Origin of the sequence: Tunturiibacter gelidiferens (genome assembly GCF_051013345.1) — a bacterium.
GTDB lineage: Bacteria > Acidobacteriota > Terriglobia > Terriglobales > Acidobacteriaceae > Edaphobacter > Edaphobacter gelidiferens_A.
In genome coordinates this window covers 5,599,530-5,625,775 of sequence record NZ_CP132939.1, presented here as the reverse complement: position 1 = coordinate 5,625,775, position 26,246 = coordinate 5,599,530, and the positions used below count along the sequence as shown (strand labels likewise).

30 protein-coding genes, 1 tRNA gene and 2 pseudogenes are annotated in these 26,246 nt (G+C 58.1%); 23 read left to right on the top strand and 10 right to left on the bottom strand.

All coding sequences use genetic code 11. From position 1 onward, the window contains the following. Positions 1-23 precede the first annotated feature (23 nt). The 10 genes and pseudogenes from thrC (at position 24) to RBB80_RS28270 (ending at position 6,178) form a co-directional block, all read left to right on the top strand. Positions 24-1,136, top strand: a complete 1,113-nt coding sequence (gene thrC / locus RBB80_RS28315) for a threonine synthase (RefSeq protein ID WP_433965527.1) — start codon at positions 24-26, stop codon at positions 1,134-1,136. Continuing rightward, positions 1,028-1,411, top strand: a complete 384-nt coding sequence (locus RBB80_RS28310) for a pyridoxal-phosphate dependent enzyme (RefSeq protein ID WP_433969933.1) — start codon at positions 1,028-1,030, stop codon at positions 1,409-1,411. The genes thrC and RBB80_RS28310 overlap by 109 nt, the downstream gene beginning before the upstream one ends. Next, entirely contained in the window at positions 1,408-2,325 is a 918-nt protein-coding gene (thrB, locus tag RBB80_RS28305) for a homoserine kinase (protein WP_433965526.1), read from the top strand. Before RBB80_RS28310 ends, thrB begins: the two co-directional genes overlap by 4 nt. Positions 2,326-2,619: 294 nt before the next feature. Continuing rightward, on the top strand, positions 2,620-2,952 hold the full coding sequence (trxA, locus tag RBB80_RS28300; RefSeq protein WP_433965525.1) for a thioredoxin: 333 nt from the start codon (positions 2,620-2,622) through the stop codon (positions 2,950-2,952). A 119-nt stretch (positions 2,953-3,071) separates the two neighbouring features. Continuing rightward, a pseudogene (locus tag RBB80_RS28295) lies at positions 3,072-3,623 on the top strand (CNNM domain-containing protein); the annotation flags it as partial. 163 nt (positions 3,624-3,786) lie between these two features. After that, positions 3,787-3,855: pseudogene (locus tag RBB80_RS28290) on the top strand (hypothetical protein); the annotation flags it as partial. Positions 3,856-3,912: 57 nt separating this feature from the next. Continuing rightward, complete coding sequence (locus tag RBB80_RS28285) at positions 3,913-4,272, top strand: CBS domain-containing protein (protein WP_433965524.1); 360 nt, start codon at positions 3,913-3,915, stop codon at positions 4,270-4,272. Then, entirely contained in the window at positions 4,244-4,465 is a 222-nt protein-coding gene (locus RBB80_RS28280) for a transporter associated domain-containing protein (RefSeq protein WP_433969931.1), read from the top strand. The genes RBB80_RS28285 and RBB80_RS28280 overlap by 29 nt, the downstream gene beginning before the upstream one ends. Next, positions 4,462-5,418 carry an ABC transporter permease gene (locus RBB80_RS28275; RefSeq protein WP_433965523.1) on the top strand — a complete coding sequence of 319 codons (957 nt, stop codon included), beginning with the start codon at positions 4,462-4,464 and terminating at the stop codon, positions 5,416-5,418. The genes RBB80_RS28280 and RBB80_RS28275 overlap by 4 nt, the downstream gene beginning before the upstream one ends. Before the next feature lie 130 nt (positions 5,419-5,548). Next, positions 5,549-6,178, top strand: coding sequence for a hypothetical protein (locus tag RBB80_RS28270; RefSeq protein WP_433965522.1), 630 nt, complete (start codon positions 5,549-5,551; stop codon positions 6,176-6,178). Here RBB80_RS28270 and RBB80_RS28265 read toward each other — a convergent pair. Continuing rightward, positions 6,136-7,329 (bottom strand): amidohydrolase family protein, encoded by a 1,194-nt coding sequence (locus tag RBB80_RS28265; RefSeq protein WP_433965521.1) that lies wholly within the window; start codon positions 7,327-7,329, stop codon positions 6,136-6,138. The genes RBB80_RS28270 and RBB80_RS28265 overlap by 43 nt on opposite strands. 129 nt (positions 7,330-7,458) lie before the next feature. On the opposite strand from RBB80_RS28265, the gene RBB80_RS28260 reads away from it, so the two are divergent. Then, positions 7,459-8,226, top strand: a complete 768-nt coding sequence (locus tag RBB80_RS28260; RefSeq protein WP_433965520.1) for an aldo/keto reductase — start codon at positions 7,459-7,461, stop codon at positions 8,224-8,226. Continuing rightward, positions 8,208-8,546, top strand: a complete 339-nt coding sequence (locus tag RBB80_RS28255) for a hypothetical protein (protein ID WP_433965519.1) — start codon at positions 8,208-8,210, stop codon at positions 8,544-8,546. The genes RBB80_RS28260 and RBB80_RS28255 overlap by 19 nt, the downstream gene beginning before the upstream one ends. A 92-nt stretch (positions 8,547-8,638) precedes the next feature. Here the strand turns inward: RBB80_RS28255 and RBB80_RS28250 are convergent, their stop codons facing one another. The 5 genes from RBB80_RS28250 to RBB80_RS28230 form a co-directional block, all read right to left on the bottom strand. Next, positions 8,639-9,991 carry a choice-of-anchor tandem repeat GloVer-containing protein gene (locus RBB80_RS28250; RefSeq protein ID WP_433965518.1) on the bottom strand — a complete coding sequence of 451 codons (1,353 nt, stop codon included), beginning with the start codon at positions 9,989-9,991 and terminating at the stop codon, positions 8,639-8,641. A gap of 111 nt (positions 9,992-10,102) precedes the next feature. Further along, the gene (locus tag RBB80_RS28245) at positions 10,103-10,591 is read right to left on the bottom strand and encodes a metallophosphoesterase family protein (RefSeq protein ID WP_433965517.1); all 489 of its coding nucleotides are present in this window, start codon (positions 10,589-10,591) and stop codon (positions 10,103-10,105) included. Positions 10,592-10,649: 58 nt separating this feature from the next. After that, positions 10,650-11,129 carry a hypothetical protein gene (locus RBB80_RS28240; protein ID WP_433965516.1) on the bottom strand — a complete coding sequence of 160 codons (480 nt, stop codon included), beginning with the start codon at positions 11,127-11,129 and terminating at the stop codon, positions 10,650-10,652. Between the two features lie 53 nt (positions 11,130-11,182). Next, the gene (locus RBB80_RS28235; RefSeq protein ID WP_433969930.1) at positions 11,183-12,016 is read right to left on the bottom strand and encodes an ABC transporter permease; all 834 of its coding nucleotides are present in this window, start codon (positions 12,014-12,016) and stop codon (positions 11,183-11,185) included. A gap of 226 nt (positions 12,017-12,242) precedes the next feature. Beyond that, the gene (locus tag RBB80_RS28230) at positions 12,243-12,467 is read right to left on the bottom strand and encodes an STAS domain-containing protein (protein ID WP_433965515.1); all 225 of its coding nucleotides are present in this window, start codon (positions 12,465-12,467) and stop codon (positions 12,243-12,245) included. A 236-nt stretch (positions 12,468-12,703) separates the two neighbouring features. Between RBB80_RS28230 and RBB80_RS28225 the strand changes: the two genes are divergently transcribed. The 10 genes from RBB80_RS28225 to RBB80_RS28180 all read left to right on the top strand — a co-directional run bounded on the left by RBB80_RS28225 (position 12,704) and on the right by RBB80_RS28180 (position 21,929). Beyond that, positions 12,704-13,009 (top strand): hypothetical protein, encoded by a 306-nt coding sequence (locus tag RBB80_RS28225; protein ID WP_433965514.1) that lies wholly within the window; start codon positions 12,704-12,706, stop codon positions 13,007-13,009. Continuing rightward, positions 12,937-14,628 (top strand): mechanosensitive ion channel domain-containing protein, encoded by a 1,692-nt coding sequence (locus tag RBB80_RS28220; RefSeq protein WP_433965513.1) that lies wholly within the window; start codon positions 12,937-12,939, stop codon positions 14,626-14,628. The genes RBB80_RS28225 and RBB80_RS28220 overlap by 73 nt, the downstream gene beginning before the upstream one ends. Before the next feature lie 198 nt (positions 14,629-14,826). Continuing rightward, positions 14,827-15,831 (top strand): NAD-dependent epimerase/dehydratase family protein, encoded by a 1,005-nt coding sequence (locus tag RBB80_RS28215; RefSeq protein WP_433965512.1) that lies wholly within the window; start codon positions 14,827-14,829, stop codon positions 15,829-15,831. Between the two features lie 250 nt (positions 15,832-16,081). Beyond that, a complete protein-coding gene (locus RBB80_RS28210) occupies positions 16,082-17,527 on the top strand; it encodes an amidase (protein WP_433965511.1) in 1,446 nt (481 codons plus the stop codon). A 130-nt stretch (positions 17,528-17,657) separates the two neighbouring features. Further along, the gene (locus RBB80_RS28205) at positions 17,658-17,897 is read left to right on the top strand and encodes a TetR/AcrR family transcriptional regulator (RefSeq protein ID WP_433965510.1); all 240 of its coding nucleotides are present in this window, start codon (positions 17,658-17,660) and stop codon (positions 17,895-17,897) included. Positions 17,898-17,926: 29 nt separating this feature from the next. Continuing rightward, entirely contained in the window at positions 17,927-18,292 is a 366-nt protein-coding gene (locus tag RBB80_RS28200; RefSeq protein WP_433965509.1) for a TetR family transcriptional regulator C-terminal domain-containing protein, read from the top strand. Positions 18,293-18,565: 273 nt separating this feature from the next. Then, the gene (locus tag RBB80_RS28195; protein WP_433965508.1) at positions 18,566-19,132 is read left to right on the top strand and encodes a DinB family protein; all 567 of its coding nucleotides are present in this window, start codon (positions 18,566-18,568) and stop codon (positions 19,130-19,132) included. Positions 19,133-19,474: 342 nt separating this feature from the next. Beyond that, positions 19,475-20,233 (top strand): WecB/TagA/CpsF family glycosyltransferase, encoded by a 759-nt coding sequence (locus RBB80_RS28190; protein ID WP_433965507.1) that lies wholly within the window; start codon positions 19,475-19,477, stop codon positions 20,231-20,233. A 378-nt stretch (positions 20,234-20,611) separates the two neighbouring features. Then, positions 20,612-21,433, top strand: coding sequence for a CAP domain-containing protein (locus RBB80_RS28185; protein WP_433965506.1), 822 nt, complete (start codon positions 20,612-20,614; stop codon positions 21,431-21,433). A 421-nt stretch (positions 21,434-21,854) separates the two neighbouring features. Continuing rightward, positions 21,855-21,929 (top strand) — tRNA-Asn (locus RBB80_RS28180). 783 nt (positions 21,930-22,712) lie between these two features. Here the strand turns inward: RBB80_RS28180 and RBB80_RS28175 are convergent. Beyond that, positions 22,713-23,339: a hypothetical protein gene (locus RBB80_RS28175; RefSeq protein WP_433965505.1), complete on the bottom strand. Its 627-nt coding sequence runs from the start codon at positions 23,337-23,339 to the stop codon at positions 22,713-22,715. Between the two features lie 199 nt (positions 23,340-23,538). Beyond that, a complete protein-coding gene (locus RBB80_RS28170; RefSeq protein ID WP_433969929.1) occupies positions 23,539-23,733 on the bottom strand; it encodes a tyrosine-type recombinase/integrase in 195 nt (64 codons plus the stop codon). Between RBB80_RS28170 and RBB80_RS28165 the strand changes: the two genes are divergently transcribed. After that, a complete protein-coding gene (locus RBB80_RS28165; RefSeq protein ID WP_433965504.1) occupies positions 23,644-23,982 on the top strand; it encodes a hypothetical protein in 339 nt (112 codons plus the stop codon). The genes RBB80_RS28170 and RBB80_RS28165 overlap by 90 nt on opposite strands. 400 nt (positions 23,983-24,382) lie before the next feature. Here the strand turns inward: RBB80_RS28165 and RBB80_RS28160 are convergent, their stop codons facing one another. Continuing rightward, positions 24,383-25,099 carry an IS6 family transposase gene (locus RBB80_RS28160; RefSeq protein WP_433965503.1) on the bottom strand — a complete coding sequence of 239 codons (717 nt, stop codon included), beginning with the start codon at positions 25,097-25,099 and terminating at the stop codon, positions 24,383-24,385. Positions 25,100-25,106: 7 nt separating this feature from the next. Then, complete coding sequence (locus RBB80_RS28155) at positions 25,107-25,907, bottom strand: SagB/ThcOx family dehydrogenase (RefSeq protein ID WP_433965502.1); 801 nt, start codon at positions 25,905-25,907, stop codon at positions 25,107-25,109. Positions 25,908-26,246 lie beyond the last annotated feature (339 nt).

Here is a 26,246-nt window from a genome sequence, read left to right as displayed (position 1 = left end):
TTTGCGATAGGCTAGTAGCAACCATGAAAGTAGCAACACATCACCTTAGATGCACCGAATGCGCGACCGTCATCGGCAAGGATGAGGTCAGCAGCAATTTTCGCTGCCCGCTCTGCGACGGTCTCTATGAAGTGATCTACCCATGGACGAACGCCTCCGCCGGCCCCGACAGCCGACTTCCCAATCCCAGCGCCCTCCGCTGGCTCTGGCAGGAGCGCCGGTCGTCCACCATGCCCGTCGACCAATCCGGCGTCTGGCGCTTCCGCGATCTGCTTCCCATCGTCGACGACCTCGAAAAAGTCATCACCCTCCGCGAAGGTAATACTCCTCTCTACGATCTCCCCCGCTGCGCCAAAGCTGCTGGCATCGATTGGCTCCTCGCCAAACACCAGGGCATGAATCCCACTGGCTCCTTCAAGGACACCGGCATGACCGCCGCTCTCTCCGTCGCCGCCCAGAGCGGCTTCGAGTGGGTAGCCTGCGCCTCAACCGGCAATACCTCCGCAGCCATGGCTGCCTACGCCGCCCGTGCGGGCCTTCGCAGCATCGTCTTTATCCCCGAAGGCAAGATCGCCTGGGGAAAGCTCTCGCAGTCGATGGACTACGGCGCCCTTACGATCCAGCTCAAGACGGACTTCGACGGCTGCGTCAAGATCCTTGGCGAACTCGTGAAACAGTTCCCCATCTACCTTCTCAACTCCGTCAACCCCTACCGCCTCGAAGGCCAGAAGACGCCAGCCTTCGAGCTGGTCGAGCAACTGGAGTGGCAGGTCCCCGAGCATGTGATCGTCCCAGGCGGCAACCTCGCCAACTCCTCAGCCCTGGCCAAAGGCTTCGCCGAGATGCGCGAGCTTGGCCTCATCCCGCGCACTCCGAAGATCAGCATCATCCAGGCCGAGGGCGCCAACCCCTCTACCGCAGCCTGCAGGAGAACGGCGGCAAACGCCTCACTCCCGTCATCGCCAACACCCGCGCCACCGCCATTCGCATCGGCAACCCGGCCTCCTGGCGCAAGGCAGTCAACGCCCTGCAGACCACCGGCGGCTGGTGCGAGCAGGTCACTGAACAGGAGATCGCCCTCGCCAAGGCCGAGATCGGCGCTGAAGGAGTCGGCTGCGAACCCGCCTCAGCCGTAACCCTCGCCGGCCTCAAAAAACTTGTCTCCCAGGGCAAGATATCCACAGAGGAACGCGTCGTCCTCATCCTCACTGGCCACACTCTCAAAGACTCGGCCTATACCATCGACTATCACCGCAACGAATTGTTCTCAGATGCTGAAAACGCTGAACTTAGCCATGCAGAACAACTTCACCATGCGGCTCTGCGCAAGCCTCCTATCGTCCTCGAAGCCGACCCTGGCCTGGTCCTCCGTACCCTGGAATCCCACATGAAGCAACCTCAGCCAGCATGAGTCAAATCACCGCGAAAAGCCCAGCCAAACCCTACCTCCTCCGGCTGCCCGCTACCTCGGCTAATCTGGGTCCCGGGTTTGACGCCCTCGGCCTGGCCATGGCCCTTTACCTCACCATTGACGCCACGGTTGCCAACGCCTTCCGAATCGACGCCACCGGCCGCGACGCCGGCCAATGCGCCAAGCTCGAAGGCAATCTCATCCTCACAACCTACATCGACGTTCTGGCGGGTGCCGGAGTGCTGGCTCCTCGCCTACACCTCAAACTCCACAACGAGATCCCCCTCGGAATGGGTTGCGGTTCGAGCGCCTCCGCGCTACTGGCCGGTGCCCTACTGGCAAATCACTTTGGAAACCTGGGTTGGTCGGAACAGCAAATCCTTGAAGAAGCCTGCCTCCGCGAAGGCCATCCCGATAATGTAGCCGCGTGTTATCTGGGCGGGATGACCGCTTCTGCGATCAGTAAAAACTCAGTAATAACAGCGAGTTGTGGAGAAAATATAACGTGGGGGTTGAATCTGGCGCTGCCCTCCGCCAGCCTCGCCACAGAGAAAGCCCGAGCCCTGCTCCCTGCCACCTACTCGAGAGAAGACGTAGTCGCCAACATTCAATCGACCGCCCTGCTTGTGGCCGCCTTCGCTCAGGGACGCGGCGATCTCCTCCGTACCGCGATGAAGGATCGCATCCATCAACCCTACCGGATGAAGGCGTGTCCTCTGCTCCCGTTGTTGCTGCCGCTCGCCGACCATCCGGCGATCCTCGGCGTTGCTCTTAGCGGCGCAGGCCCGTCTGTGCTGATCATCACACCGGACGCCCGGCCCTCGATCCTGCCGGCAATCATCCGCGAAGCCGCAAACGATCCGTCTCTCGAGGTAATTCAAACCACGATCTCTACGGGAGCACTTGAAGCCTGACACCCATCCCCCTCTCTCAAAAGGGATTAGAACACGCAAGTAACATATCAGTAATGTTCATTTTGTTACCTAAGAGTTCTTTACGAATCGTAAAAAGCCTCGTACTTTAGCCGAGTGGGCAGTTCTGGGGAGGGCTGCTACGCCGCCCGTTGACCTCTTAACAGAGGTCCGGGCGTTTACTCTTTAAGTGCTATTTCGCCCCTGAAACTCCCGGTTCAAAATTGCATCTACTATAGAGAAGACTGCGCTGCACCGGATGGGTGTAAAAGTGCAGAGCATTCTGGAGGAAGATAAATGGCTGGACAGTTGATCACAGAAGTAAATGATGCAAACTTTGAAAAAGATGTTCTTCAGTCGACTGAGCCTGTGCTCGTCGATTTTTGGGCCGCATGGTGTGGACCGTGTCGCGCTCTTGCCCCGGTCGTCGACGAGGTTGCCACCCACTATCAGGGCAAGCTCAAGGTCATGAAGATGGACGTCGACTCCAACACTGCTACCCCGATGCGCTATGGCATCCGCGGGATCCCGGCCCTGCTCATCTTCAAGGATGGCAAGGTCGCAGAGCAGATCGTTGGCTTCGTCCCCAAGGACACCATCGACAAGTCCGTGAACAAGGTTCTGGCGTAAGTTTCAAGCGACGCCAAAGGACGGCCCGTCGAGTTCAACTCGCGGGCCGTTTCGTTTGCTTGCCTGCAGCAAACCATCCCGGATCGCCTGCCGAATCCGCCTGATAAACTCAAGCCTTAATGCTCGAATGGACGCTCTTCCGCATAATCATGGTGGCCTTTTTCATTCTGGCCAGCAGCTTCTTCGTGGCTGCGGAGTTCGCATTGGTCAGCGTCCGTGAGACTCGCGTCCAGCAGCTCATTGCTTTAGGCCGTCCCGGCGCCCGTACCGTCCTCAAACTAAAACACACCATCGATGAGTTCCTGCCCGCGGTCCAGCTTGGCGTGACCGTGGCAGGCCTTGCCCTGGGCTGGATCGGTGAACCCGCCGTCGCCGAGGTCATCCTCAATCTCCTCGGCGGTCCGCTTCATCGCGTGCCACCACATGCTGTCCTCTACGCCCACACCGCTGCGGTCATCTTCGCTTTTTCCCTGATCACCTACTTCGAGGTCCTCCTCGGCGAGCTCGTCCCCAAATCCCTCGCGCTGCAACGCACTGAGCGCATTGCCCTGGCCGTAGCCGGTCCCATGGACGTCTTCATTCGCCTCACCCGCCCCATCGTGAAGCTGATGAACTCCTCCGCGGCGCTCGTCCTTCGGCTCTTTCGCGCTCCCCTGCGTGGCGAAGGCGCAGTTCACTCGCCCGAGGAGCTAAAGCTCATCGCCACTGCCACCCGCCGCATGGGTCTCCTCCCGGTGTTTCAAGAGGAGATCATCCATCGCGCCATCGAGCTCAACCACGTCACCGTCCGAGAGATCATGACCCCTCGCGGCAGCATCTTCTCTCTCCGCGGACCTGCCGCTCCAGCAGGCCTCCGCCCGCATCGTCGAGGAGCAGCACTCCCGCGTCCCCGTCTACGACCCCGCCAGCGGCGCCGAGCACATCATCGGCATCGTCTACTCCAAGGACATCTCCCGCCTCATGCACTTCCGCACCGTGGCGCTCTCGCTCGGTGGCAAGGGCGAGTCAGCTCTCACCCTTCGCCAGGTCATGCGCGAGCTCACCGTCGTCCCCGAGACCAAGCTCGCCATCGAGCTCCTTCAGGAGTTCCAGGAGCGCCGCCGCCACATCGCCATCGTCGTCGACGAGTTCGGCTCAACCGTCGGCCTCGTCACCGCCGAAGACGTCCTCGAGCAGATCGTCGGAGAACTGGAAGACGAGTTCGACGTCAGCAAATCCCCCTGCTCAGCACCACCGGAGCCATGGTGCTCGATGGCAGCACCACACTCCGCGATCTCGGCAACCAGCTCCACTGGACCTTCCCCGCGAACCCGGTGTTGAAACCCTCGCCGGCTATCTCCTCGCCAATCTCGGCCACATCCCCAGCGTCGGCGAAAGTGTTGAGCATGGCGGCCGCCGCTACGAAGTCGCCGAGATGTCTGGCCGCCGTATTAGTCGCGTCATCGTCGAGGACGTAGCTCCCCCGCCCAACCAGATCCAGGACGAAGCCGATAGTAGGGAAGCCATCCAGTGACTCTGAATCCCGCGGCCATCTGGCGACCACTCCGCCGTATCCTCCTCACTCTTCCGGTCCTATGGGTCGTGGTCTCGGTGGTCTTCCTCCTCATTCACCTCGTCCCTGGCGACCCCATCGTCCAGATGCTCGGCGAAGGCGCCACCGCCTCCGACATCGACGCCCTCCGCCACTCCTACGGCCTCGACGCCCCACTCAGCCAGCAGTATGCCCACTACTGGCACGGCATCGTCCACGCCGACCTTGGCCAATCTCTTCGCCTCCACGACTCCGTTGTCCACCTTGTCCTGCAGCGCTACCCCTACACCCTGGCTCTCACCGCCGCCGCGCTTCTGATCGGCATAGCACTCTCCATCCCCGCCGGCATCGCCTCCGCACTCCATCGCAGCCGCTGGCAGGACCGCACCCTCGGCGTCGTCTCGCTCATCGGCCTCTCCTTCCCGAACTTCGCCCTCGGCCCCATCCTCATCCTCGTCTTCTCCATCCAGTTCGGCTGGCTACCCGTCTCCGGGGCTGGCACAGGCGACCTCACCAGCTTCATCCTTCACCTCATCCTCCCCGCCATCACGCTTGGTCTGTCACTCGCCGCCATCCTCACCCGCATGGTCCGCACCGCCATGCTCGAAGAGCTGAGCCAGGACTACATCCGCACCGCCCGCGCCAAAGGCCTCACCCAGAACGCCGTCATCTACCGCCATGCCCTGCGCAACGCCCTCATCCCTGTTCTCACCGTCATCGGCCTCCAATTTGGCAGCCTCCTTGCAGGCGCGATCGTAACCGAAACAATCTTCAGCTGGCCCGGGATCGGCCGCCTTACTCTCTCCGCCATCTCCAATCGCGACTATGCCTTGGTCCAGGGCTGCATCCTGGCGGTCGGGCTAACTTATGTTGTAGTGAATCTCCTCACCGACATCGCCTACACTATAGCCAATCCGCGCATGCGCGCCCAGTAGTCGCGCCCAGAGAAGGAAGCATGAAACCCACTCCCCTCGTTCGCTGCACCACTGCCCTTCTGATGACCGTACTCACCTCCATCCCCGCCTCGGCGCAGGCCAAATCCGCCGGATCCGAACCGGTTCCCCCATGTTTCGACCCAAACCCCCGGCCGTCGAACCCACCATGCCGCCCGCCCATCCCTTTCACGACGCACGCTACGGAGTCACCTTCACCGTCCCCGCGGCCTGGGAGCTCAACCGCAAAGACTCCGAGGTCAGCACCTTCAACCTCGACGCCCGATCCGTCGCCCACACCACCCAGTTGCGCGCCGTCGCCAGCATCGGCTTCAACCCGCATCCCAACTCCACCTTCAGCGGAGCCTTCTTCTACTTCAGCGTCACTCCGCACCTCAGCTCCGCCGAGTGCAGCGCCCAGGCCACCGCGCGCGATCCTCGCACCGCCTCCAGCGCCGAGATCGGCGGCATCCCGTTCACTCGAGGCTACGACGAGCACGGCGGCATCTGTACCGAATCACGCGACGAGATCTACACCACCGCCCACAACAACTCCTGCTATCGCTTCGACGCCGTCATCAACACCTTCTGCGGCGGCGACGTCAGTGGCGTACAGGACATCTCCCCCGCGAACTCGACGCCGTCCGCCATCGCATGCAGAAGATCCTCGACTCCGTCCACTTCGACACCAACTAAGGACAGCTCACAGAAGCTAGCGGATCAAGGCTTGCTTGCGATTACCTTCCCGTCGCGGATCGTGTAGCGAACCTGCGTGAACGCCAGCGAGTCAGTAGCGGGATCGTTGGACAGCACAGTCAAATCGCCAGCCATGCCTACCGCAATCCTCCCCTTCTCATCAGCGACATGAAATTTCTGTGCGGGAGCCGTCGTCAGCATAGCCAGAACATCGCGAAACGTCAGGCCAGCCAGCGCAAGTTGCCGATACTCTTCCGTCATGCTGTAGTCGGTCAGAAAACCGGTATCGGTGCCGAACATTAGCTGCCCGCCAATCTGATGAAACTTGAAGACGGCCGACCGTATCCCAGCGATGCTCGAATCGTCAGAAAAGAGTTTGAGAGTTGGAATCATAGCCATGTGACGAGCAACCATCTGACGAAGCAGAGTGTCGTCGATTCCTTCAAGCTCCTCCGGCGCATGAGCTAAAACATCAACTCCGCTTTCCATAGCTACGCGAGTTCCCGCCAGATTCGAAGGGTGAGCGAAGACCAGCTGGCCGTGCTCGTGACCAGCCGCTGCTGCTGCCGTCGCAATCGCAACCGGCATGGGCACAATATGTCCCGGAGCAACGATAGAACCCGTAAACAGCTTGACGATGTCTGATCCCAACGCGACATTTTCTTCGACCACGGCCCTTGCCGCAGCGGGATCTTCCGGTTGCGGCAGATGCGCAAGAATCTCCGGCGGCAGATCTTTGATGTAAAACGGAATCGCGTGCGGCGGATACAGCCCCGCTCCCGCAGTGTAGATATGCGGTCCGGCAACTTCACCCGACTCGATGCGATGTCTTAGCGCGACCGTGTTCTCCGGGTCGGAGGCGGTGTCGACCACCGTCGTAAAGCCCGACAGCGTTAGCATCTGCTGCAGGTTTTGTGCCAGACGTTCTGCAGGTTGATGCGCCGCATCGATCCACTTAGCCTCTGTAAAGTGCACATGTGTATTCCAGAAACCGGCCATCACGATACATCCGGTGCAGGGCAGCGGAGCGACACCATGCGGAACAGCAACATGCTCCCCAACTGCAGTAATCTTTCCGCCGCGAATCAGGATCGTTGCGTGGTTGACGGCCTGCGCCTCGGGCGACGGATAGACCTTTGCATCCACGATTGCAAGATCCTGCGCCGCCGCGTTGGAGAGTCGAGCAAGACACAACAGCAGAAGCAAGACAATTCGCATTCGGCATTCTACGAAATCCGCCGAGACAAAGTTCAAAATTGTAATGCTGCGTTAAACACAAATCGCGGACCAAAATCCTCGTTAGGATTACACTCTTTCTAGAAGCGTCTGACCCCTCCGAGGACTCGAATGAAGCCAAAGAATCTGCCCGCAATGCCGTCCACCTCCGACCGCCGTACCTTCCTCAAGACGGGAGGCGTCGCCGCCGCAGCTCTCCTGACCAAGGGCGCAATCGCCGCTGAAACCCAGCAGCGCACTCTGCCGCCGCTTCCCGACAACACAAAGACGGTTGCCGCCATGCCCACGCGCAATCTCGGCAAGACAGGTTACAAGGTAGGCATCTTCTCACTCGGCGGCCAGGCTGCCCTCGAAAAGCCCGCGAACTTCGACGTCGCCGTTCCCATCATCGAGCGCGCTCTCGACCTCGGCGTCAACTACATCGATACTTCGTCCATCTATGGCGGCCCGGAGCGCTGGAGCGAGCAGTACGTCGGCCGCGTCATGAAGACCCGCCGCAACGAAGCCTTCCTCGCCACCAAAACGAAGGAGCGCACTCGCGACGGCTCTCTCCGCATGATCGAGAAGTCCCTCCAGCTCCTCAACACCGACCACGTCGATCTCTGGCAGCTCCACGACGTCGGCCTCCCCGAAGACGTCAACGCCATCTTCGCCAAGGGCGGAGCCATGGAAGCCCTCATCGAGATGCAGGACCAGAAGGTCGTCCGCTACCTCGGCGTCACCGGCCACTACCGCCCCGAAGCCCTCATCGACGCCGTCAACCGCCACAACTTCGACACCATCCTCATGGCGATGAACGCCGCCGACACCCACATCCACAGCTTCACCGACAAGCTCCTCCCCTCGTCGTCGAAAAGCAGATGGGCATCATCGGCATGAAGGTTCCCTCGCGCGGCCGTCTCCTAGCCTCATGGACGCCGCCCTCGCTCGACGCCCAGCGCCACTCATGGGAGGGCTCCGCCATCGCCCACCGCCCCGGCGTCATGACCATGAAGGACGCGATGAACTTCACGCTCTCGCACCCGGTCAGCACGGTCATCATCGGCTGCGACAACATCCCCCAGTTGGAAGAGAACGTGCAGATCGCAAGAGACTTCACGCCTCTCTCCAACTCCCAGATGGCCGCACTCAACGAACTAGCCGCCCCCGTAGCCGAGCAGTCCCTCTTCTTCCGCTTCACCGATCGCAGCAAAGGCTGACGATCAGCTAAAACGCCAGGGACCGCAATCTCTGGTTCAAGTAATCACTTGTCCGGTTCCGCGCCCGACCGGACAAGTATTTCTTGCTCTCATCACGGATTGGTCAGCGTAAACGTGTAAAGAGTGCCGCAACCTTCTACACAACTTTCCAATGTGTCAGATCGAGTGCCGCCCAGCTCCGTGGCGCCCCAGAAGTTCCCAGTCGCATCCATGACAAGTCCGCTGGATGGTGTCGATCCATCGCCACCGGAACCCTTGAAAGTGTGGAGGACTGTCTCGGTCCCATTGAGATTGAGCTTGAACACCACACCGCAGCCACCGCCAGCGGCGCAATAGACATTCCCTTGGTATGCACCACTGGAGGTTGCACCATAGATGCTGTCTCCAATCAGGAGCGGAATGCCCACCGGGGCCGCTCCGTCTGCTCCGCCTGTAAAGGTGTACACCACCGTAAACTTGCCGCTCGTATCGTACTTGTATACGACGCCGCAGCCTGGGCTGGTCGTACATCCCGCCAGGTTCCCTCCAGCCGACGTGTAGCCATACAAGTTGCCCTGTGGATCACGAACAAGGTTCGTCGGATGGGATCCATCACTTGCGCCGGTGAAATCGTGAAGTACTGTCTCCTTGCCGGCCGGAGTCAATTTGTAGAGCACGCCATCGCCGCCATCGCCGAACTTATCCCTCCCGTGAGTACCGCCGAAGGGAGTCGTCCCATACAGATTTCCCTGTGCATCTCGAACAACAGCGGATTGTGGATTGGAGCCTTCGTTGCCACCGGAAGGGAAGGCGAAAAGGACAGTTTCGGAGCCAGCAGGATTAATTCTGAACACCTCGCCACAGCCGGCGCCGGAGTTGCAGTGACCGATCGTAACGCCGTAGAGGTTTCCGGCCGCATCCTGGATAAGACCGCCGCTCGGCCAGAACTCCGGCTCACTGAACGAATGCAGCACATTGATGCTGCCTGCCGGATCAATCCTGTAGACCGTTCCAAAACCCGCACTGCTACTGCCGTTCGTCTCACCGTAAAGATTGCCTTGCGCGTCACGAATCAGCCCGGAGGAAGGAAAGAAGATGCTGGGGTTTTGACCCGTAAAATCATGCACCGCGGTAAACCTGCCATGGCCCCACTTGTAGAGAACGCCGCAACCAGGTCCAGGAACGCACTCTCCGTACGCTTCGCCACCCAGAGTCGTGGCTCCATACACGAACCCTTCGCTGTCCAGGAGAAGCTCTCCGACCGGCACCCCTCCATTGGAGGTGCCGTTGAATTTAAGAGGTACTTTGAAGTTGACCACCGGCGGCGTCTGAGAGTAGAGCGCGGTCGTCAAGTAGAGTGCAGCCGTCGCGAAGATGAAAATTCCAGTCACACCAGCCAGTGAAGATAGGAATTTGCGTAAGTGTTCGGTTCGCGGGATTGAAGATGATCTCCGGTTAGTCCACATGTCATTCTCTCCAGTATGTGAAACTCACCCAGCTTGCTCCGCCTTCAGACTTGTGTCAATGCGCGTCGTGTAAATTTCGAATGCCATTCGTGAGGCGCGCGACCGCCTTCGTCACACAAACAACTCCTTCACACTAGCCTCCACCCCATCCTCCACCGTCACAAAACCCACCGTCACCGGCAGCGAAAATCTTCTCGGCCCCGCGCTCCCCGGATTGAAATAGACCACCCCATCCTTCACCTCAACCTTAGCCTTATGCGAGTGCCCACTCACCACCATTGCCACGCCCGCCGCCCTGGCGTTGATATCCAGATCATGCACCGAGTGCACCAGATAAAACAGCTGCCCACCCAACTCCACCACATCCGTAGCAGGCAAATCCGCACAAGCCTCGGCCACATCCACATTCCCGCGTATCGCCGTCACCGGAGCGATCTCACGCAACGCATCGAGGATCGCAACACCCCCACATCCCCGGCATGCAGAATATGCTCGACCCCACGCAGCGCAGCCAAAGCCTCCGGCCGCATCAACCCATGCGTATCCGAGATCACCCCAATCAACATCGCCGCCGTTCCTCAGGCATAACAAATACGTCATCTCGACCGAAGGCGGCGCACTTTGCCGCCGCAGTGGAGAGACCCCCGTATTTCGTCGTTCAAGCCAGCTTCAAACTCTGCAGCGAAGCGTACTCTTTGCTCGCCTTCGGATCGTGGCTCCGGTCAGGATCGATCCGCAACTCCAGCGTCGTAATCCCGCTCAGGTTCTCCGCGTAGTCCTCAATCTCTTCGGTCGAACCGTTGGGACTAAACGTCCACTGTTGTCGCACAATCTCCTTCAACTCCGTCCCCGCACCCGCAAACAACGCAAACTCCTGGGACCGCTCTGAAGTTTTATCAACAAAGTGCAGCTGCAGCCGCTTGATCGTCAGCGGCTCATCAAAGTGCAACCGGATCAACTGCGGCCCCGTCGTTGCGGCCCGCCATCCCTCTGTCACCTTTTTGCTCAGAGCATTCTCAATCGGAAACCCCTCATCTTCGGAGCTGATCTCGACCCGCGCAATCCGCTCCAGATCACGCCACAGATCGCTGATGGGAGTTGCTGTCGTAGTCGAAGGGGAAACGATACTCTTGCGCATTTGTGTTGCCTCACAGTTCCAAGGCCAGCATATCCGATAACCCACGGCCCCGTTTACTGGCCTATGCTAAGCCTCGTCCGCGGGTCGAGATAATCCCGCAGCGCATCGCCAATAAAATTGAATGAGAGCACGCAGAGCATCACCGCCATCGCCGGAAAGAACACTAGATGTGGTGAGTCAAACAGATGCGACCGCGCATCGTTCAGCATCGACCCCCAGCTGGCCGCCGGCGGCGGAACACCCAGCCCCAGAAAGCTCAGCGTAGCCTCCGCCAACACGGCCCCCGCCATCCCAATCGCAGCCTGCACGATCAGCGGCTGCAGAATATTCGGCAGAATATGCCGGGTCATGATGCGAATATCCGTCGCCCCCAGCGCACGTGCTGCCTCGACAAACTCCCGCTCCTTCACCGCCATCACCTGCGCCCGCACCAGACGCGCATACCCCACCCAACCCGAGATCGCCAGCGCCAGAATCACATTCCCCAGCCCCGGCCCCATGAACGCAACAAACGCAATCGCCAGCAGAATCCCCGGCAGCGCCAGAAATGCATTCGTCACATAGATATTCACCACCGTGTCCGTCCACCCGCCATAAAACCCAGCCAGTCCGCCCGCCACCAGCCCCACTGCCAGCGAGAGCCCCACTACGCTCACCGCCACCACCAGGGAGATCCTCGCGCCAAACAGCGTCCTCGAGAGAATGTCCCGTCCCAACTCATCTGTTCCGAACCAGTGCGCCGCCGAAGGCCCCATCAGCCGCCCCGTCAGATCCAACTGCGCAGGATCCCACGGCGCCAGCCACGGAGCAAACACCGCGCACACCGCAAACACCAGCAGCAGCGTCACCCCAACCGCCGCCAGCGGCTGTCTTCGCACCGCCCCCATCACCGATCGCCCGGGCGCAGCCCCGGCATTTGCAACAGAGATCTCCACGCCCTAAATCCTACATGCACAACGACCTGAGAAACGTCGAGACTCGACCGACCGCGCGACACGCGCAACCTAGGACGCGAACAGATTCGTAAGACTCGTAAGTTTCACCAGCTCCTGGATGCGGGCGACAGATTCTGCAGCTTCAACGTGCAGTACCCCTCGTTGATCGCCGAAACCTTCAAACCCACAGCGTTCCCAACCCGAGGCTATCCAGAAACGTCACATCTGCCAGGTCGATCACGATCTTTCCACCCTGAGGAATCAACGGCTTGACGATGTCTTTTACTTCGCCAGCGGTCTGGTTGATCAGGCGGCCATAGCACCGAACCGTCGTTACCTTGACGCCGTCTTCCGTCGAATTTTCTACCGCACAATGAAAAGGAACCTCTGATGTATTGGTCACACTGATCTCCCGGAGAAACACTACCGAAGAAATCTACCCCTCCGGCCTTCCTGTATTTGTGAAATTCCGGTTACGACCCGCGTTGCCAAGCCAGCAAACCGCTTTATCTCTGTGCGAAGGCGTCCGGGCGTAACTACGGCATCTGCAACAGATGTCTCCCCACCCCACAATCCTGCATGCGCAATGACCCTAACGGGGGCTTTGAAGCTAACTGAAGGAGCATGTAGGGTTAAACGATGAAGGAACTCCGTCGTCTCGCCATCGCAGTCCCCGCCGCCCTCCTCGTCCTCTGCCTCGCAGCGGCCTGGTGGACGCGCGGCGCCATGGCCCACATGCCCTTTCTCAAAGCCAACGGCAGCCCTGCCGGCGCCAACAACCTCATCGACCAGCGCCCCTGGCAGACCATTGAGTCCCTCGCCCCCTCGCCGTCTCCGCGGAAGAGCAATCCTTCGCTCATGAGGCCCAGCGTTTGGCCGACCACGAGGTCGATCAGGCCTTCGCCCTCGCCCTTCGCCAGGCCGCCTTCCAGACCCGTACCCTGACCGGGGACGCCCTCGCCCTCCAGGAAAAAGTCACCCAGATCCAGTCCCTGGTCAAAGAAGATCAGGGCAAGGTGGACGCCCTCACCGCCTCCCTCAAACAGACCAACGGCACCATCGCCGACTCCGACGACCTCGACGTCGCCAAGGCCCAGCTCCAGCTGGACACGGACGAACTCTCCGACCTCACCGAACAGCTCGCCCGCCTCAGTGGCGACCAGCGCGGCCAGATCCAGCAGGAACTCACCGCCCGCGAAGCCGCCATGAAGAAGTACGACGCCGCCCAGGCAGACAGCGGCGGTCAGATCTCCGTCCTCTCCGCCCGCCGTTACGGCACTCTCTCCGGCCGCGTCTCCGCATGGTTCGATCAGCGCAGCCGCATAGACCTCATCCGCCAGGCCAAAGCCGAGACCGATCTCGATATCGCCGCCCTCACTGCAAAACACGCAGACTTTGAAAAGAAAGCCTCAACAGCCGCAGCAAGCATCAACGCATCCAGCACCAACGCATCCAGCACCAACGCATCCAGCACCAACGCATCCAGCACCAACGCATCCAGCACCAACGCATCCAGCACCAACGCATCCAGCGCCCAATCCAACACCGCCCCTCCGCAGGACGCCGTAAAGAGCCGCGTAGCCCGCATGGCCCAGGCCCACGCCTTCTCGCAGATGCACAGCATCGTCGAAGACCAGCTCCAGACCCAGCAGCAGCTCTCCGCCGTCTACGCCAAATGGCTCACCCAGGTCCAACTTCAGCACACCATCGTCACTCACCTCGCTCTGCAGTCGCTCTCCCTCATCGCCTTCTTGATTCTTTGCGGCGTCCTCCTCGCCACTTTTATCGGTCAACTCATCGACCGCTCCCGCATGGAGCAGCGCCGTCTCCGCACCCTCCGCACCATCATCGGCCTCGGCATCCAGCTAGTTACATTCCTGCTCGTCTTGCTCGTCATCTTCGGCGCACCCAGTCAGGTCCCCACCATCCTCGGCCTCGGGGCCGCAGGCCTCACCGTCGTCTTTCAGGACTTCATCCTCGCCTTCTTCGGCTGGTTCATCCTCATGGGCAAAAACGGCATCCGCGTCGGCGACTGGGTCGAGATCAACGGCGTAGGCGGCGAGGTCGTCGAGATCGGCCTCTTCCGCACCGCTCTCCTCGAGACCGGCAACTGGACCGACAAAGGCCATCCCACCGGACGTCGCGTCACCTTCATCAACAACTTCGCCATCTCCGGCCAGTACTTCAACTTCTCCACTACCGGCCAGTGGATGTGGGACGAGATCACCGTCAACATTCCACCCGGCGTCGACTCTTACAAAACCATCGAAGCCATCCACGGCACAGTCCTGAAGCAAACCGAACACGACGCCAAGCTCGCCGAGCAGGAGTGGCAGAGCGCTACACGACAGAACGGCCTCAGCCAGTTCAAAGCAACCCCCTCGGTCGACATGCGCCCCGCAGCCTCCGGCGTCGACATCGTCGTCCGCTACGTCATCCGCGCCGGCGACCGCTTCGATGTACGCAACCGCCTCTATCAGTCCGTCATCGATCTCCTGCACAAACCAGCGAACACAGCGCCCGTTCGATCCATCATCGATCAACGAGAGCTGGCGAAGGTCTGATCTCAAATTCAATTCACGCTACCAAAGTTCTAAAAGTCAATCCCTCCCGTTAGGATTTATTTCTCATATCACCCTCTTTCCCTCCAAGCTATACTTGGCACTTGGAAGCAAAGCGAAAAATGCACTGCCAGAGCGTTCGCCGGATAACCTGAACCACTTCAACAGCTTCTAACTCAAGACCCAAGGAGTCTCCCCTCTATGAAGCTCAAAGGACAGAAAGCAGTCGTCTGCGGTGCCGGTGGTTTCATCGGCGGCCACCTCGTTCAAAGCCTCCTCGACAACGGCGTCGATGTCATCCGCGCCGTCGACATCAAGCCGCTCGACGAGTGGTATCAAGTATCCAACGACGTCGATAGCCTCTCCCTCGACCTCAAGGACAAGGACAGCTGCCTCACCGCCGCCACAGGCGCCGAAGTCATCTTCCAGCTAGCCGCCGACATGGGTGGCATGGGCTTCATCGAAAACAACAAAGCCCTCTGCATGCTCTCGGTTCTCACCAACACGCACATGCTCATGGCCGCCCGCGAAAAGGGTGTCGAGCGCTTCTTCTACTCCTCCTCCGCCTGCGTCTACAACGGCGAAAAGCAGACCAACCCCGACGTCGTCGCCCTCAAAGAAGAGGACGCATACCCCGCACTCCCCGAAGACGGCTACGGCTGGGAGAAGCTCTTCTCCGAGCGCATGTGCCGCCACTTCGAAGAGGACTACGGCCTTCAAACACGCGTCGCCCGCTACCACAACGTCTACGGCCCGCTAGGCACCTGGACCGGAGGCCGCGAAAAGGCTCCCGCCGCAGTCTGTCGCAAGGTCATCGAGGCCAAGCACTCCGGCAAGCACGAGATCGAGATCTGGGGCGACGGCAAGCAGACTCGCTCCTTCATGTACATCGACGACTGCACCAAGGGCACGCAGATGATCGCCGAGAGCGAGATTCACGAGCCTCTCAACCTCGGCTCCGACGAACTCGTCACCATCAACCAGCTCGTCGACATCGCAGAAGACATCGCCGGCATCAAGCTCAAGCGCAACTACAACCTCAGCGCTCCCAAGGGCGTCAACGGCCGCAACAGCGACAACACCCTCATCCAGCAAAAACTCAACTGGGCACCGTCCATCAAGCTCCGCGACGGCCTGGCCAAAACCTACGCCTGGATCGAAGACGAGATCCTCTCCAGCAAACCCCTCGCTGCCGCCACACGGTAGTAAGTAGGCCTGGCAAACAAACGGGATCCTCGAGCATGTAGCTATCCTCGAGGGTCCCGTTTTTGTTTCTTCACAGACTTTGGAGCCAGGAAATAAGCCGTTCTATGTGAATTTCTCTGAATCAAGTTAGGTCACGGAGGAATCAATACGGGTGTACGTATTCATCGTTGAGGCCATCATACCGTTCGCGGTCTCCAGGCGCTCGATAAAGCACAACCGACATATAACCAGCTTCAGAAAGAGGCAAATCATGACCGCCAAAAATCCAGATGTTGCTACTACGAAGGACGCCGACGCAATCTATTACAAGGATGCGACCGACCTTGCTGCCCTTATCCGCACAAAGCAGCTCTCCTCGAGGGAAGTCGTCCAGGCGCACCTCGACCGGGTCGCTGCAGTGAACCCGAAGGTGAACGCGATTGTTACCCTACTAGCCGATGAGGCGCTGAAGGGCGCAGACGCTGCCGACAAAGCTGTGAAAGACGGTGCAGAACTCGGGCCGCTCCATGGTGTCCCGTTCACAATCAAGGACGCGATCGATACGGCAGGCGTGCTCACCCAGCGTGGTTCCCGGATCTTCGCAGGAAACATCCCATCAAAGGACGCGACCGTCGTGACGCGCTTCAAAGCTGCCGGTGCCATCCCGCTTGCCAAAACCAATCTTCCGGAGTTCTCTGCATGGCAGGAAACAGATAACGTTCTCACCGGCCTGACCAGAAACCCTTGGAACCTTGACCGCACTCCGGGCGGTTCCAGTGGCGGTGAGTCAGCTGCAATTGCTGCAGGCATCTCGCCCATCGGCATTGGCAGCGATGTTGCAATTTCTGTACGAGGACCAGCCGCATTGACAGGTATTGTCGGCCTCAAGGCCACGCATGGTCGTATCCCCTACACTGGCCACTGGCCGGAAGTGCTCAATCGCTATCGGCATATCGGACCGATGGCACGAAGCATTCGGGACATCGCCACAGCGTTTTCCATTATGCAGGGTGCTGACGGCATCGATGGTCTGGTTGTTAACGCTAAAAACGCCGCCGCCGCAATTGAGCCAGTTGCTGGCAAGCCAATTCGCGTTGGTTGGCTGGTGGAGCCAGGTCTTGGACCGGTAGACCGCGAAGTAGCCTCTGCTGTCGCTTCCGCCGCCGATCTCCTGAAAAGTTTTGGCTGTGCAGTCGAAGCAGTCCGTATTCCCTCGTTTGAGCACAACAACTATTTCGATACCGCGCTCGTGCTCTACGGCGCCGAGTTGGGACGATACATTCCTCCCTTTGTTGGCGATCGTTTGGCAGATCTGCACTTCATCGGAAAGATCTACGCTACCCTCCCGCCTCCGCCGATCGCGGACTACCTCGCAGCCGAACGACAAGTCGACGATTTGAAATCTGCCTTCGCGACATACTTTCAGCAGTATGATGTCTTGCTCCTTCCTGTAATTCCATTCACGGCACCCCCGCCGGGCCTCGAAGAATACATAGTGAACGGCGAAAAAGTTCCATCGACCCACATGATGCGGGCAACGGTACCCTTCAACCTTACCGGTCTGCCTGGTCTGTCCGTGCCGTTCAGTTTCAGTTCAGAAGGACTTCCGATCAACGTCCAGCTTGTTTCAAGATGGTTCGATGAAGCAACGATTCTTCGTCTTGGCCAACTGATCGAGTCGGCAACAGACGCGCATAAACGTCATCCCATCCTATGACGCCTCCGTCTAAAGATCTCCAAAACAATACCCTGCATCGAGACTGTCGATGCAGGGTTCTCTTTCATAACGTCGATACAGAGCGATATCATGGAGATGAGATACCAATACGTTCGGACAGAGTGAATTCATGCCACGGCCTTCACATAAGGAAAAGATTTTGACCAGCGGTTTGCGTGTCGTACACGAGCGCGGTTACGCAGCGTCGAGTGTCCGCGACATCATCGAGGCAGCCGGCGTTCCGCAGGGATCGTTTACGAATCATTTCGTGTCGAAAGAGGCTTTCGGGCTTGAACTCGTCAACATCTACTACAAAGACATTCAGCGTTTTATGGATGAAACGCTTCTCAACGATGCTCTACCCCGCTGAAACGTCTGCGTCTCTGGGCAGAGGGTGGCGTGGACTCTCTCAATCAGAACGATCATTGGAACGGCTGTCTCCTGGGAAATTTTGGAGCGGAAGCAAACTCTGAAGTGGAATCGATTCAGCAGCGGGTGGCAGAGGCTTTTCGTGAGGAACGGAAAAACATTGCTTACTGTCTGCGTGCCGCGGTCAAGGCCGGGGAACTGCCAACAAAAACGAAATGCGATGATCTGGCAGGATTCATTCATGCTGCGTTTGAAGGAGCTATTCTCGTGGCGAAATCGGAACGGAGTTCATTTCCAACGGAAAGCTTCAAAAAATTCTGTTTTCAATGCTTCTCGCGAAAAAATCCTAGACACGGATTGCTGCATAAGTCGGCTTTGCAGGTTGTAACAAGGTGACGCCGCAAGAATTGCCGGGTGCCCCATATCTCGACTCTGAGATGTGGGCATTCGCGCCGTGCGCGAACATTTTACTCTTCACGTCAAACTGCCTGACGAGTCGGCAGGCACTGTATCAAAGCGCGCACCCGTCTTCCCAAGATAGATACGAACGCAACTCTTATGGCGAACCCGCCAGGCGAACGTACGATTTTCGATCACACACTCGGCAACCCCTTGTATTCTTGGCTAAGATGATTGGACTACAACGACAGAACTTCTGGAGGTTCCTAAATGAAGAAGACTCTCGTAGCGCTCTTTCTCGCCCTGATCGTCAGCCCACTTCAGGCGCATGCACAGGATGACGCCAAGAAACTCACGCCGAAACCGCCGGTAAACCCCTCACAGGTATTGTTGGAAAACTGGAACGATATCGGGCGAAAGTTATCCGCGATGGCAGAAGATTTTCCTGAAGACAAATATGATTTCAAGCCCGTTCCTGTCGAGCGAAGCTTTGCGGAGCAACTGCTGCACGCGGCAAACGCGAACTACTTTTTCATTAACCCACTCCTCGGCAAGAAGCTACCGGAGGGTGATCCGAAACGGGATCAGTACAAAAGCAAGGCTGAAGTGGTTGCCTTTGTGAAGAAATCCTTCGCAGACGGTGCTGCGCTCATAAAGCAAAAGGGCGATTCGGGCATGAGCGATCTGATGTTGGACCCCTTCTCCAAGGATCAACAGGTTCGTATGTCGGATCAGGCGTGGGGTTTCATCGAACACTCGGGCGAACACTACGGCCAGCTCGTCGTCTACTACCGCGTGGCCGGCCTGGTCCCTCCAGAATCACGCCCCAAAAAGTAACCAACTGGGTGCCAATCTGGTGAGTGATAAGCCCTGTACTTCTCAGTCAGAGATCGTGCAAAAAGGTTTGCTTCTCGCATACCAGCGTCGGCCGGGTTCACCACATCTCGATTCTGAAATGTGAGCCTTCGCGCCGGGTGCCCCATATCTCGACTCTGAGATGTGGGCATTCGCGCCGTGCGCGAACCGCTTTCTCTCCACTTGGAATCAGCTCGTCATCTTCCGGGCCATTCTCGCATGTGTTAATCCGTACCGGTGCGGTGACACGAATCAGGAACCGGATGAACCATCCACAAAGAGCCAGCCCGTCTTCGAATAAGATAGAAACGAACACACCTCTTCATGCCGACACCTCCCATCACCCACCGAATCCTCGGCATCGACTTCTTCGCCGGCTCAGCAAAAGAAGCCATCGACATCATGCGCACCAAAGGCGGTCTCCTCGTAGTTCCAGCAGCCCCAGCCCTCAAAGATCTCGACCGCAGCCCCGACTATCGCGACGCCCTCCTCAACGCGGACCTCGCCATTACCGACTCCGCCTTCATGGTCCTCATCTGGAACCGCCTGCAGCCCATCCCCATCAAGCGCCTCTCCGGACTCGAGTACCTCCGCGAACTCCTCCTCGCATCCGACATTCGCGAACCCGGCAACGTCCTCTGGATCATGGCGAGCCCGGTCAGCGCGAGGCGCAATCTCGACTGGCTCGCAGGGCAGGGAATCGTCATCCCTCAAGACTATGTCTACATGGCGCCCCTGTACGGCAACGCTCCTATCGACGATCCTGCTCTGCTCGAACGCCTCAACCGCCTTCGCCCCCAACATGTCGTCGTTACCATCGGCGGCGGAACCCAGGAGCGCCTGGGCCTCTACCTCAAGCGCAATCTCGCCTATCGACCCGCCGTCCACTGCATCGGCGCAGCCATCGCCTTCCTCAGCGGCGATCAGGTCCTCATCCCCGTCTGGGCCGACAGGTACTACCTGGGCTGGCTCTTCCGCTCCTTCGCCGAACCGAAGCGCTACATCCCCCGCTACTGGGACGCCCGCAAACTCCTCGCCATCATGCTCCGTAACCGCAGCCGCCTCCCCGACCTGAGATCTTAGCCAAACCGCCCGCTAACTTCTGACTAATCAGATACCTGTCCCAAAAACGGACACCTCTGGTTGGCGAGTCGAAAATAAACTTGAAAAACATGGCGTGTTTTTCGACGCTCAAAAAACAACGTCCAAAACACCACGTCCACCACGCAATTCACCACAACTTCACCACGATTTCGCCACCACAAAACAGTCAAGAATCTACAAAACCCCCTGTAAAAGTGAGGTTTCTCCCCTGTCAAATTTTTTAGTACTAAAGTTTGCAACTCCAGGCATCGTTCTCTCACCTTCCCGGCGTCCCAACCGATAGGCAGGGCAGGGGATCTCATGCTGACCAGAAAGTTGTATTACCTAGCCCGGCACCCCAAACCTAGAATGGCCCTTATGCTGGCCTCCCTCGAAGCGCGCGCCAAGTCTCTGATTTCATTCAAGAAATCGTACGTTTGGGCCCTTGCGCTGGCCGCGCTGCTCCTCTCAGCGTCGCGCATTCTCCCTGCCCAAAGCTTCGAATCCTCCACAAATCTCACGGTAGCCGAGCAATACCTCTTGGCCGCAGCGAACGAAGATCGCGTCAATCAAGGACTTCAGCCACTTCGCTTCGATCCAGTCCTCGCCGAAGCCTCCTATGTTCACGCCCGCGAGATGGCCGCCCATGCCGGAATCTCCCACCAATTCGACGGTGAGCCCGCACTCGCTGCTCGCGGAGCCAATGCTGGCGCACACTTTAGCCTCATCACAGAAAACGTAGCCGAAGCGCCCACCTCGGTCATCATTCACAATCTCTGGATGCACTCTCCCGGCCACCGCGCCAACCTGCTCGATCCCAACGTGGATTCAATCGGAATCGCCATCGTCATCCGCGATCATCAACTCTACGCGGTAGAAGACTTCGCCAGCACCGTTCAAACCCTGTCGCTCAACCAGCAGGAGCGCACCGTTGCCAGCGTAATCGCACAGTCGGGAATGCACGTTGCAGAAACCACCGAAGAAGCTCGTCAGACCTGCACGATGTCCACTGGCTACGCAGGCTCTCGTCAACCTTGGTACATCATGCGTTACACCGCTGGAAGTCTCAATCAAATTCCTAGTCAGCTCAAAAGCAAACTGGCATCCGGCAAATATCACCAGGCCGTAGTCGGCGCCTGCTCCGTAACCCGCAACAGCCCCTTTACCGCCTATAACATCGCAGTCCTGCTCTACCCCTAGGAATGCCGGACAGCAGCCACTATGCCGGTTGTCGCGACTTCTTCAGCGCTCGCAGGCTTGTTAGGCCGCCGTTCAGCAGGTCCGAACGACTGCAAGTTTGAGGGCTTTGGACAGGGGTACTAATTCAGCATCGGCGTCATAAGCGCAATGATCGTTCCAAGAATCTTCGCCCCGATGAATCATAGTCCGGAACAGATTGGAGCATCTCGCGCGGCCTCGGCGATATTGGTCATAGATGTTTACAACTCTTGGCGATACCTCACCTCGTAGTCGGGAGATACGTGGGCGTAGGAGTCGTTTCAAAAACGCTTGTTGCAGAATGCCACTATAGCACCGCTGACACCAAGGTAGCCTTTGACCCCTCTATCCCGATTTGTTATAACTGAGGGAGCGCGTGAGTTCTCCCGCGGTCCAAAGACGTTCCTGAGTAGCTCAATGGCAGAGCATTCGGCTGTTAACCGAAGGGTTGTAGGTTCGAGTCCTACCTCAGGAGCCATCATCATAATAAAATAAACAAGTTAGATAACTGGATAACGACAATACCATCAGAAATGCCATCAAATCTGCTCTGTGGCTCAGTCACAGCCCAGAGCATTGTGCATGGATTCCTTTAGCGGTGGTTCCGGCCGGGCTATTCAGTCTGTGAACAGCTTTCATCCACCGTGTTCGTCGATGGTGACGGTACTCGTAAGTCGGCCAGTGTCATGAAATCCCATGACCGTGCCCGCAGAAAACCATGTGCCTTCGGCGTTTATCAGGACCTACGTACGCCCAGTTCCCACCGTCGAAAACGTGCTGAACGGGTTTGCCAAAGCCTATCATCGGCTTTTCTCGTTTGCAGACACCGTGTAGGGTGCTGATTTTGTTTCTACGCAAACTGAGCAGTCGCGAGCAGCTCTTTCTCCTCGCGGAATGGCGGTCGATCTGGGATACAGCTTGTATCTCGATTCTCCCCAGTCTCGAATTTGGCGAGGAGATCAATACCGGCCATAGTAGTCATCGCTGCTGGCCACAAGATGGAATTGTCCATGCACCGGATAATGTCGCGTCGAAGCAGGTAGAGGATTCCATAAATCACCCGGCGGTGACCGGCTGACAGTGGGGTCTTCAAAAAACAGTGTTTCGTCAGGCTGGTTCACGGCTCAAACTCACCCCATTGATAAAATCCATTATCGCGTTTAAAGAATGACTTAGACCTGCCACAAGATTTCTCAGTGCGTTTCCACGATCTGACAGAAACAGGTTTTGTACACGATTATCTTCTCGAAGACCTGGGACGTTAAACCTGCCAGACTGTCAACGCCAATTTCCTGATCCTGCGCCCGGTCCATGAAATCCACGACAACGAGAAGCCAGTAGGTTTCACAGGGCCGGTAAATTTTTCCTTGAGTTCCTTTTCTTCGACAATTGTTCGCAGCTTATCGAGCGACATGAAGACGCCGTCATAGACCTGCGAAACCCTCCAGCACGCATCGGGATATTCGATCGCGTTGAGGTAGGCGAACGAGAGCTCGGGAATATGCTGGAAATCGTCGCGCCAAAGCTGTCCGGTATCGCTTTTCTGCAGCGTGGCCGCCAAGTCCGCTATTTTCTGGGCCACGCTCGTTTGATCACGGATAGGAACGGAGCGGTCAAACGCAAATGTGAGCTCAAATTTCTTGCCCGCCTGTGCCTGGTAGAGATGATGGGCCTTGGCTATGACCGCCTCTCGCGCTTTCCTCTGTATCTGCTCGCTGTCAGGCAAGGAGCCTTCTTCGAGGAAGAAATTCCTGATCTCGATGCCGATGGTTCTTGCTCCGCGCACAATGACATCCGGTTTATCGCCGTATTCCACCGCTCCCTCCGGCAGTGGATAGTCACGCCGGAACATCTCGAAATAGTACTGTTCGTTTTCTGAATTTTTCATCGCGGTTGCTCGCCCTGCATGGGGATAATGCCCTGAATGTTGTTGAGGGGGTTGTCAGGTGACTTTGCCAGATTGCCGCCCTTCGGGCAAGCGGTAGGTTACATCCCGCCTAATGGAGAATACGGGGTGATTCACCCCTGCCCCCGCCGTGCTCCATTGACTACACGATAAACCGGATTATCACGCGGCCCCCATTAACCTAGTGGGCCGCATTGTTTGAGGGTGAGATTCGAAATCGATCATTGACCGCTTCTCTGAGGTTCTGCCTGCATCCGATGTACCGTTCGGTCGTTTGCACCGACCCGTGACCGAGGAGAAACTGAATCTGTTCGAGTTCGCCTCCGGCCTCATGGCAGAGGCGGGCGCAAGTGCGACGAAGATCGTGGGGTGCCAGATGGTCAATGCCGATTCGTTGGCGTATCGCTTCACGGCATACCAGACTACGTCGGTTGTCACTCCTTCATCCTGCCGAGTCCCATTCTTCGAAATTCGCCTGAACACCTTGCCTTCAGTCACTCCTGTGTCGTGGATACAAACATCTATGAGACCTTTACACCACGCCGGCGCGGGGACCGTTCGCAGTCGTCCGCCCTTCCCAACCATATCGACGATCACCCAGTGGCTCTCCCTCAATTGCAGCTGATCCAATCGCAAGTTCACGGTTTCCGAGCGTCGCAGAGCACATCCGAGCACTGCAGCATCTCTTCTGCCGCGCGGGGGCCTTGGGAAACGGCATTCAATAGCTCTTGCGCCTGATCGCCAGTTAGCCAATTGCCAATCCTCCGGCCAAGACGCTTGACGCCCTTAACTCGTCGGATTCCAATCGCCAGCTCCGGGCTCAACCAACCGCTCTCCGCAGCCTTATTCTGCCAGCCGCCGGATCGCGGAAAGATGAAGATTGATCGTAGCAGCTGACAGAGAAAGCCCCTCAAGGAACGAGCGGTACCGCACCACGACGGACCGGTTAAAGCCTAGTCGAGGCTCAGAGGGCTCTGGTGCAAATATTTTCGGTGGGCAGAAAGAGGTCTTGGAGAAGGATTGATCTATGCAGCGAGGACAGCGTTCCAGATAGCGGGCGCAGCTTGGTCTTTGAGGCGTAAGGATCCGAGGGCGAATTGGCCTTTGTGAATACGACGTAGTAGTTCGATTCCGGCAATGGTGATGGCAGCATAATTGAAACGCTTGAATCCGAGCATAGGTCCGTTTCTGGACTTGATCCCGCGATGATCCTGCTCAATTAGATTGTTCAGGTATTTCGATGATCGAAGCTTGGTGTGCTTCCATACCTCGTTTTCGCTCGGCATCTCACGCACTGCGCGATGCGATGCGGCATAGCCATCCAGGGTGATGCGGAGGGGAGCACGCCCTTGGGTGCAAAGCGCTTTGCGGAAGAATGCCTTGGCCGCTGCAACGTCTCTCTTTGGACACAGCCGGAAGTCGACTGTATTGCCCTCCTTGTCCACGGCACGGTAGAGATAGACCCATTGGCCGCGCACCTTCAGGTACGTCTCATCGACGCGCCAGGAGCGGCCAACTTTGCGTGCATAGCGAGCCCAGCTCTTTTCGAACTCCGGAACATATCGCTGCACCCAACGCATGATCGTCGTATGCGCAAGCTCCAGTCCGCGTTCTGCCATCATCTCGACCAGATCCCGCAAACTGAGCTTGTAGCGAAGGTACCAACGTACGCACAACAGGATCACCTCACGATCAAAGTGTCGACCCGCAAACAATGCCTTCGTTCCATTCCGTCTACTCATCCCCTACTCAGCTCCCCCAAATAACACTGTACCCGATGGGGAAACTCGTTATTTGCACCAGAGCCGCTTCGCGCACTGGAATGGACTTACCGTGCAGGCTGACAATCAGCATGGGCCATTCATCCATATTCAGGCGACACAACTCGGCCACTTCATCGTCCGGGAAATGTCCGGCCGCGAGGCTGTCGCAGCCGATAGCGCGGGCGGAGAGTGCAAGCGCTTGCCAAGCGTGCCCTATGTCGTGCAAGCAGTACCGATATGCCCGTTCATCGTACTTCCACGCCTCGCGCCACACAATACTGGTCAAAGCGAACACAATTGGCGCAGAGCCGCTGGCCAGCGTCATTTCAAAATCACCGCGCCCGCGCTGCTCCGCCATGTGCCTGGATGGATCGTAATGATACAACCCATCTGGCCACCCCTTCACACCACGTGTGAGGAAGTGGAATTCCGTCGGGTGCAGATTCCCGGAGGATGGATTCACTCTTAGCGCGTACCTACATCCGGTAGACGGGACACGCTTGGAAGCGCTAATCGCGGCGGAATAGAAGAGTAGTTGCGAGAGGAGAGTCGATCCGTCACCCACAGGCGTGGTTCCCAAGGTACCCAGAAGCACGTCAAGTGCTGGCATTTCAGGGGCGGGCGGATCTGCTGGCAGATCGAGCACCGGCACGCCCTCGTAATGACGAAACGGATCAGGCATGTTAGCCCAATCGAGAACCTGCCGCGCTCTCTTCAGCGATTCAACGCTATGCTTCGTTGCTTCGTGATATTCGCGCCAGGTCATTTGCCGGTAGATGCGCTCCACTGATGCTGGCAGTTAGCTGCTTTGCGGAAGAAGGGCTCAAGACTACGCAACTGTTCGACACTGTAGGTACATATTGTGCCGTCGGTATACGAAACCACTAGTGTCTTCGGGTTGAATCTATCCACTTCGGCGATTCGACGAGGGGTGGGCATTCCGGCGACTCCGTTGTCCGTAAGATGCGCGGCCTGAGCTTAGGAAGCTCACCCACAGCGATTCGGGGTGAATGGACCGATACGCCGAGCACTCGGAAGCCGCTATGCAGCCCCAATCAAAACGCAGGAACCGTCTACCCTCTTGGCGCATGATCGCTGGTGCTTTTCAAGGTCAGTCTCTGCCTTG

Bases quoted from the DNA above. Each gene is read 5' to 3' on its own strand.
- RBB80_RS28285 (WP_433965524.1), top strand. From the start codon at position 3,913: ATGCACTTCCGCACCGTGGCGCTCTCGCTCGGTGGCAAGGGCGAGTCA.
- RBB80_RS28250 (WP_433965518.1), bottom strand. From the start codon at position 9,991: ATGTGGACTAACCGGAGATCATCTTCAATCCCGCGAACCGAACACTTA.
- RBB80_RS28210 (WP_433965511.1), top strand. From the start codon at position 16,082: ATGACCGCCAAAAATCCAGATGTTGCTACTACGAAGGACGCCGACGCA.
- RBB80_RS28225 (WP_433965514.1), top strand. From the start codon at position 12,704: ATGAAGGAACTCCGTCGTCTCGCCATCGCAGTCCCCGCCGCCCTCCTC.
- RBB80_RS28255 (WP_433965519.1), top strand. From the start codon at position 8,208: ATGGGCATCATCGGCATGAAGGTTCCCTCGCGCGGCCGTCTCCTAGCC.
- RBB80_RS28190 (WP_433965507.1), top strand. From the start codon at position 19,475: ATGCCGACACCTCCCATCACCCACCGAATCCTCGGCATCGACTTCTTC.
- RBB80_RS28240 (WP_433965516.1), bottom strand. From the start codon at position 11,129: ATGCGCAAGAGTATCGTTTCCCCTTCGACTACGACAGCAACTCCCATC.
- RBB80_RS28205 (WP_433965510.1), top strand. From the start codon at position 17,658: ATGCCACGGCCTTCACATAAGGAAAAGATTTTGACCAGCGGTTTGCGT.
- trxA (WP_433965525.1), top strand. From the start codon at position 2,620: ATGGCTGGACAGTTGATCACAGAAGTAAATGATGCAAACTTTGAAAAA.
- RBB80_RS28260 (WP_433965520.1), top strand. From the start codon at position 7,459: ATGAAGCCAAAGAATCTGCCCGCAATGCCGTCCACCTCCGACCGCCGT.
- thrC (WP_433965527.1), top strand. From the start codon at position 24: ATGAAAGTAGCAACACATCACCTTAGATGCACCGAATGCGCGACCGTC.
- RBB80_RS28215 (WP_433965512.1), top strand. From the start codon at position 14,827: ATGAAGCTCAAAGGACAGAAAGCAGTCGTCTGCGGTGCCGGTGGTTTC.
- RBB80_RS28265 (WP_433965521.1), bottom strand. From the start codon at position 7,329: ATGCGAATTGTCTTGCTTCTGCTGTTGTGTCTTGCTCGACTCTCCAAC.
- RBB80_RS28160 (WP_433965503.1), bottom strand. From the start codon at position 25,099: ATGAGTAGACGGAATGGAACGAAGGCATTGTTTGCGGGTCGACACTTT.
- RBB80_RS28245 (WP_433965517.1), bottom strand. From the start codon at position 10,591: ATGACGTATTTGTTATGCCTGAGGAACGGCGGCGATGTTGATTGGGGT.
- thrB (WP_433965526.1), top strand. From the start codon at position 1,408: ATGAGTCAAATCACCGCGAAAAGCCCAGCCAAACCCTACCTCCTCCGG.
- RBB80_RS28175 (WP_433965505.1), bottom strand. From the start codon at position 23,339: ATGAAAAATTCAGAAAACGAACAGTACTATTTCGAGATGTTCCGGCGT.
- RBB80_RS28235 (WP_433969930.1), bottom strand. From the start codon at position 12,016: ATGGGGGCGGTGCGAAGACAGCCGCTGGCGGCGGTTGGGGTGACGCTG.
- RBB80_RS28270 (WP_433965522.1), top strand. From the start codon at position 5,549: ATGTTTCGACCCAAACCCCCGGCCGTCGAACCCACCATGCCGCCCGCC.
- RBB80_RS28185 (WP_433965506.1), top strand. From the start codon at position 20,612: ATGCTGGCCTCCCTCGAAGCGCGCGCCAAGTCTCTGATTTCATTCAAG.
- RBB80_RS28195 (WP_433965508.1), top strand. From the start codon at position 18,566: ATGAAGAAGACTCTCGTAGCGCTCTTTCTCGCCCTGATCGTCAGCCCA.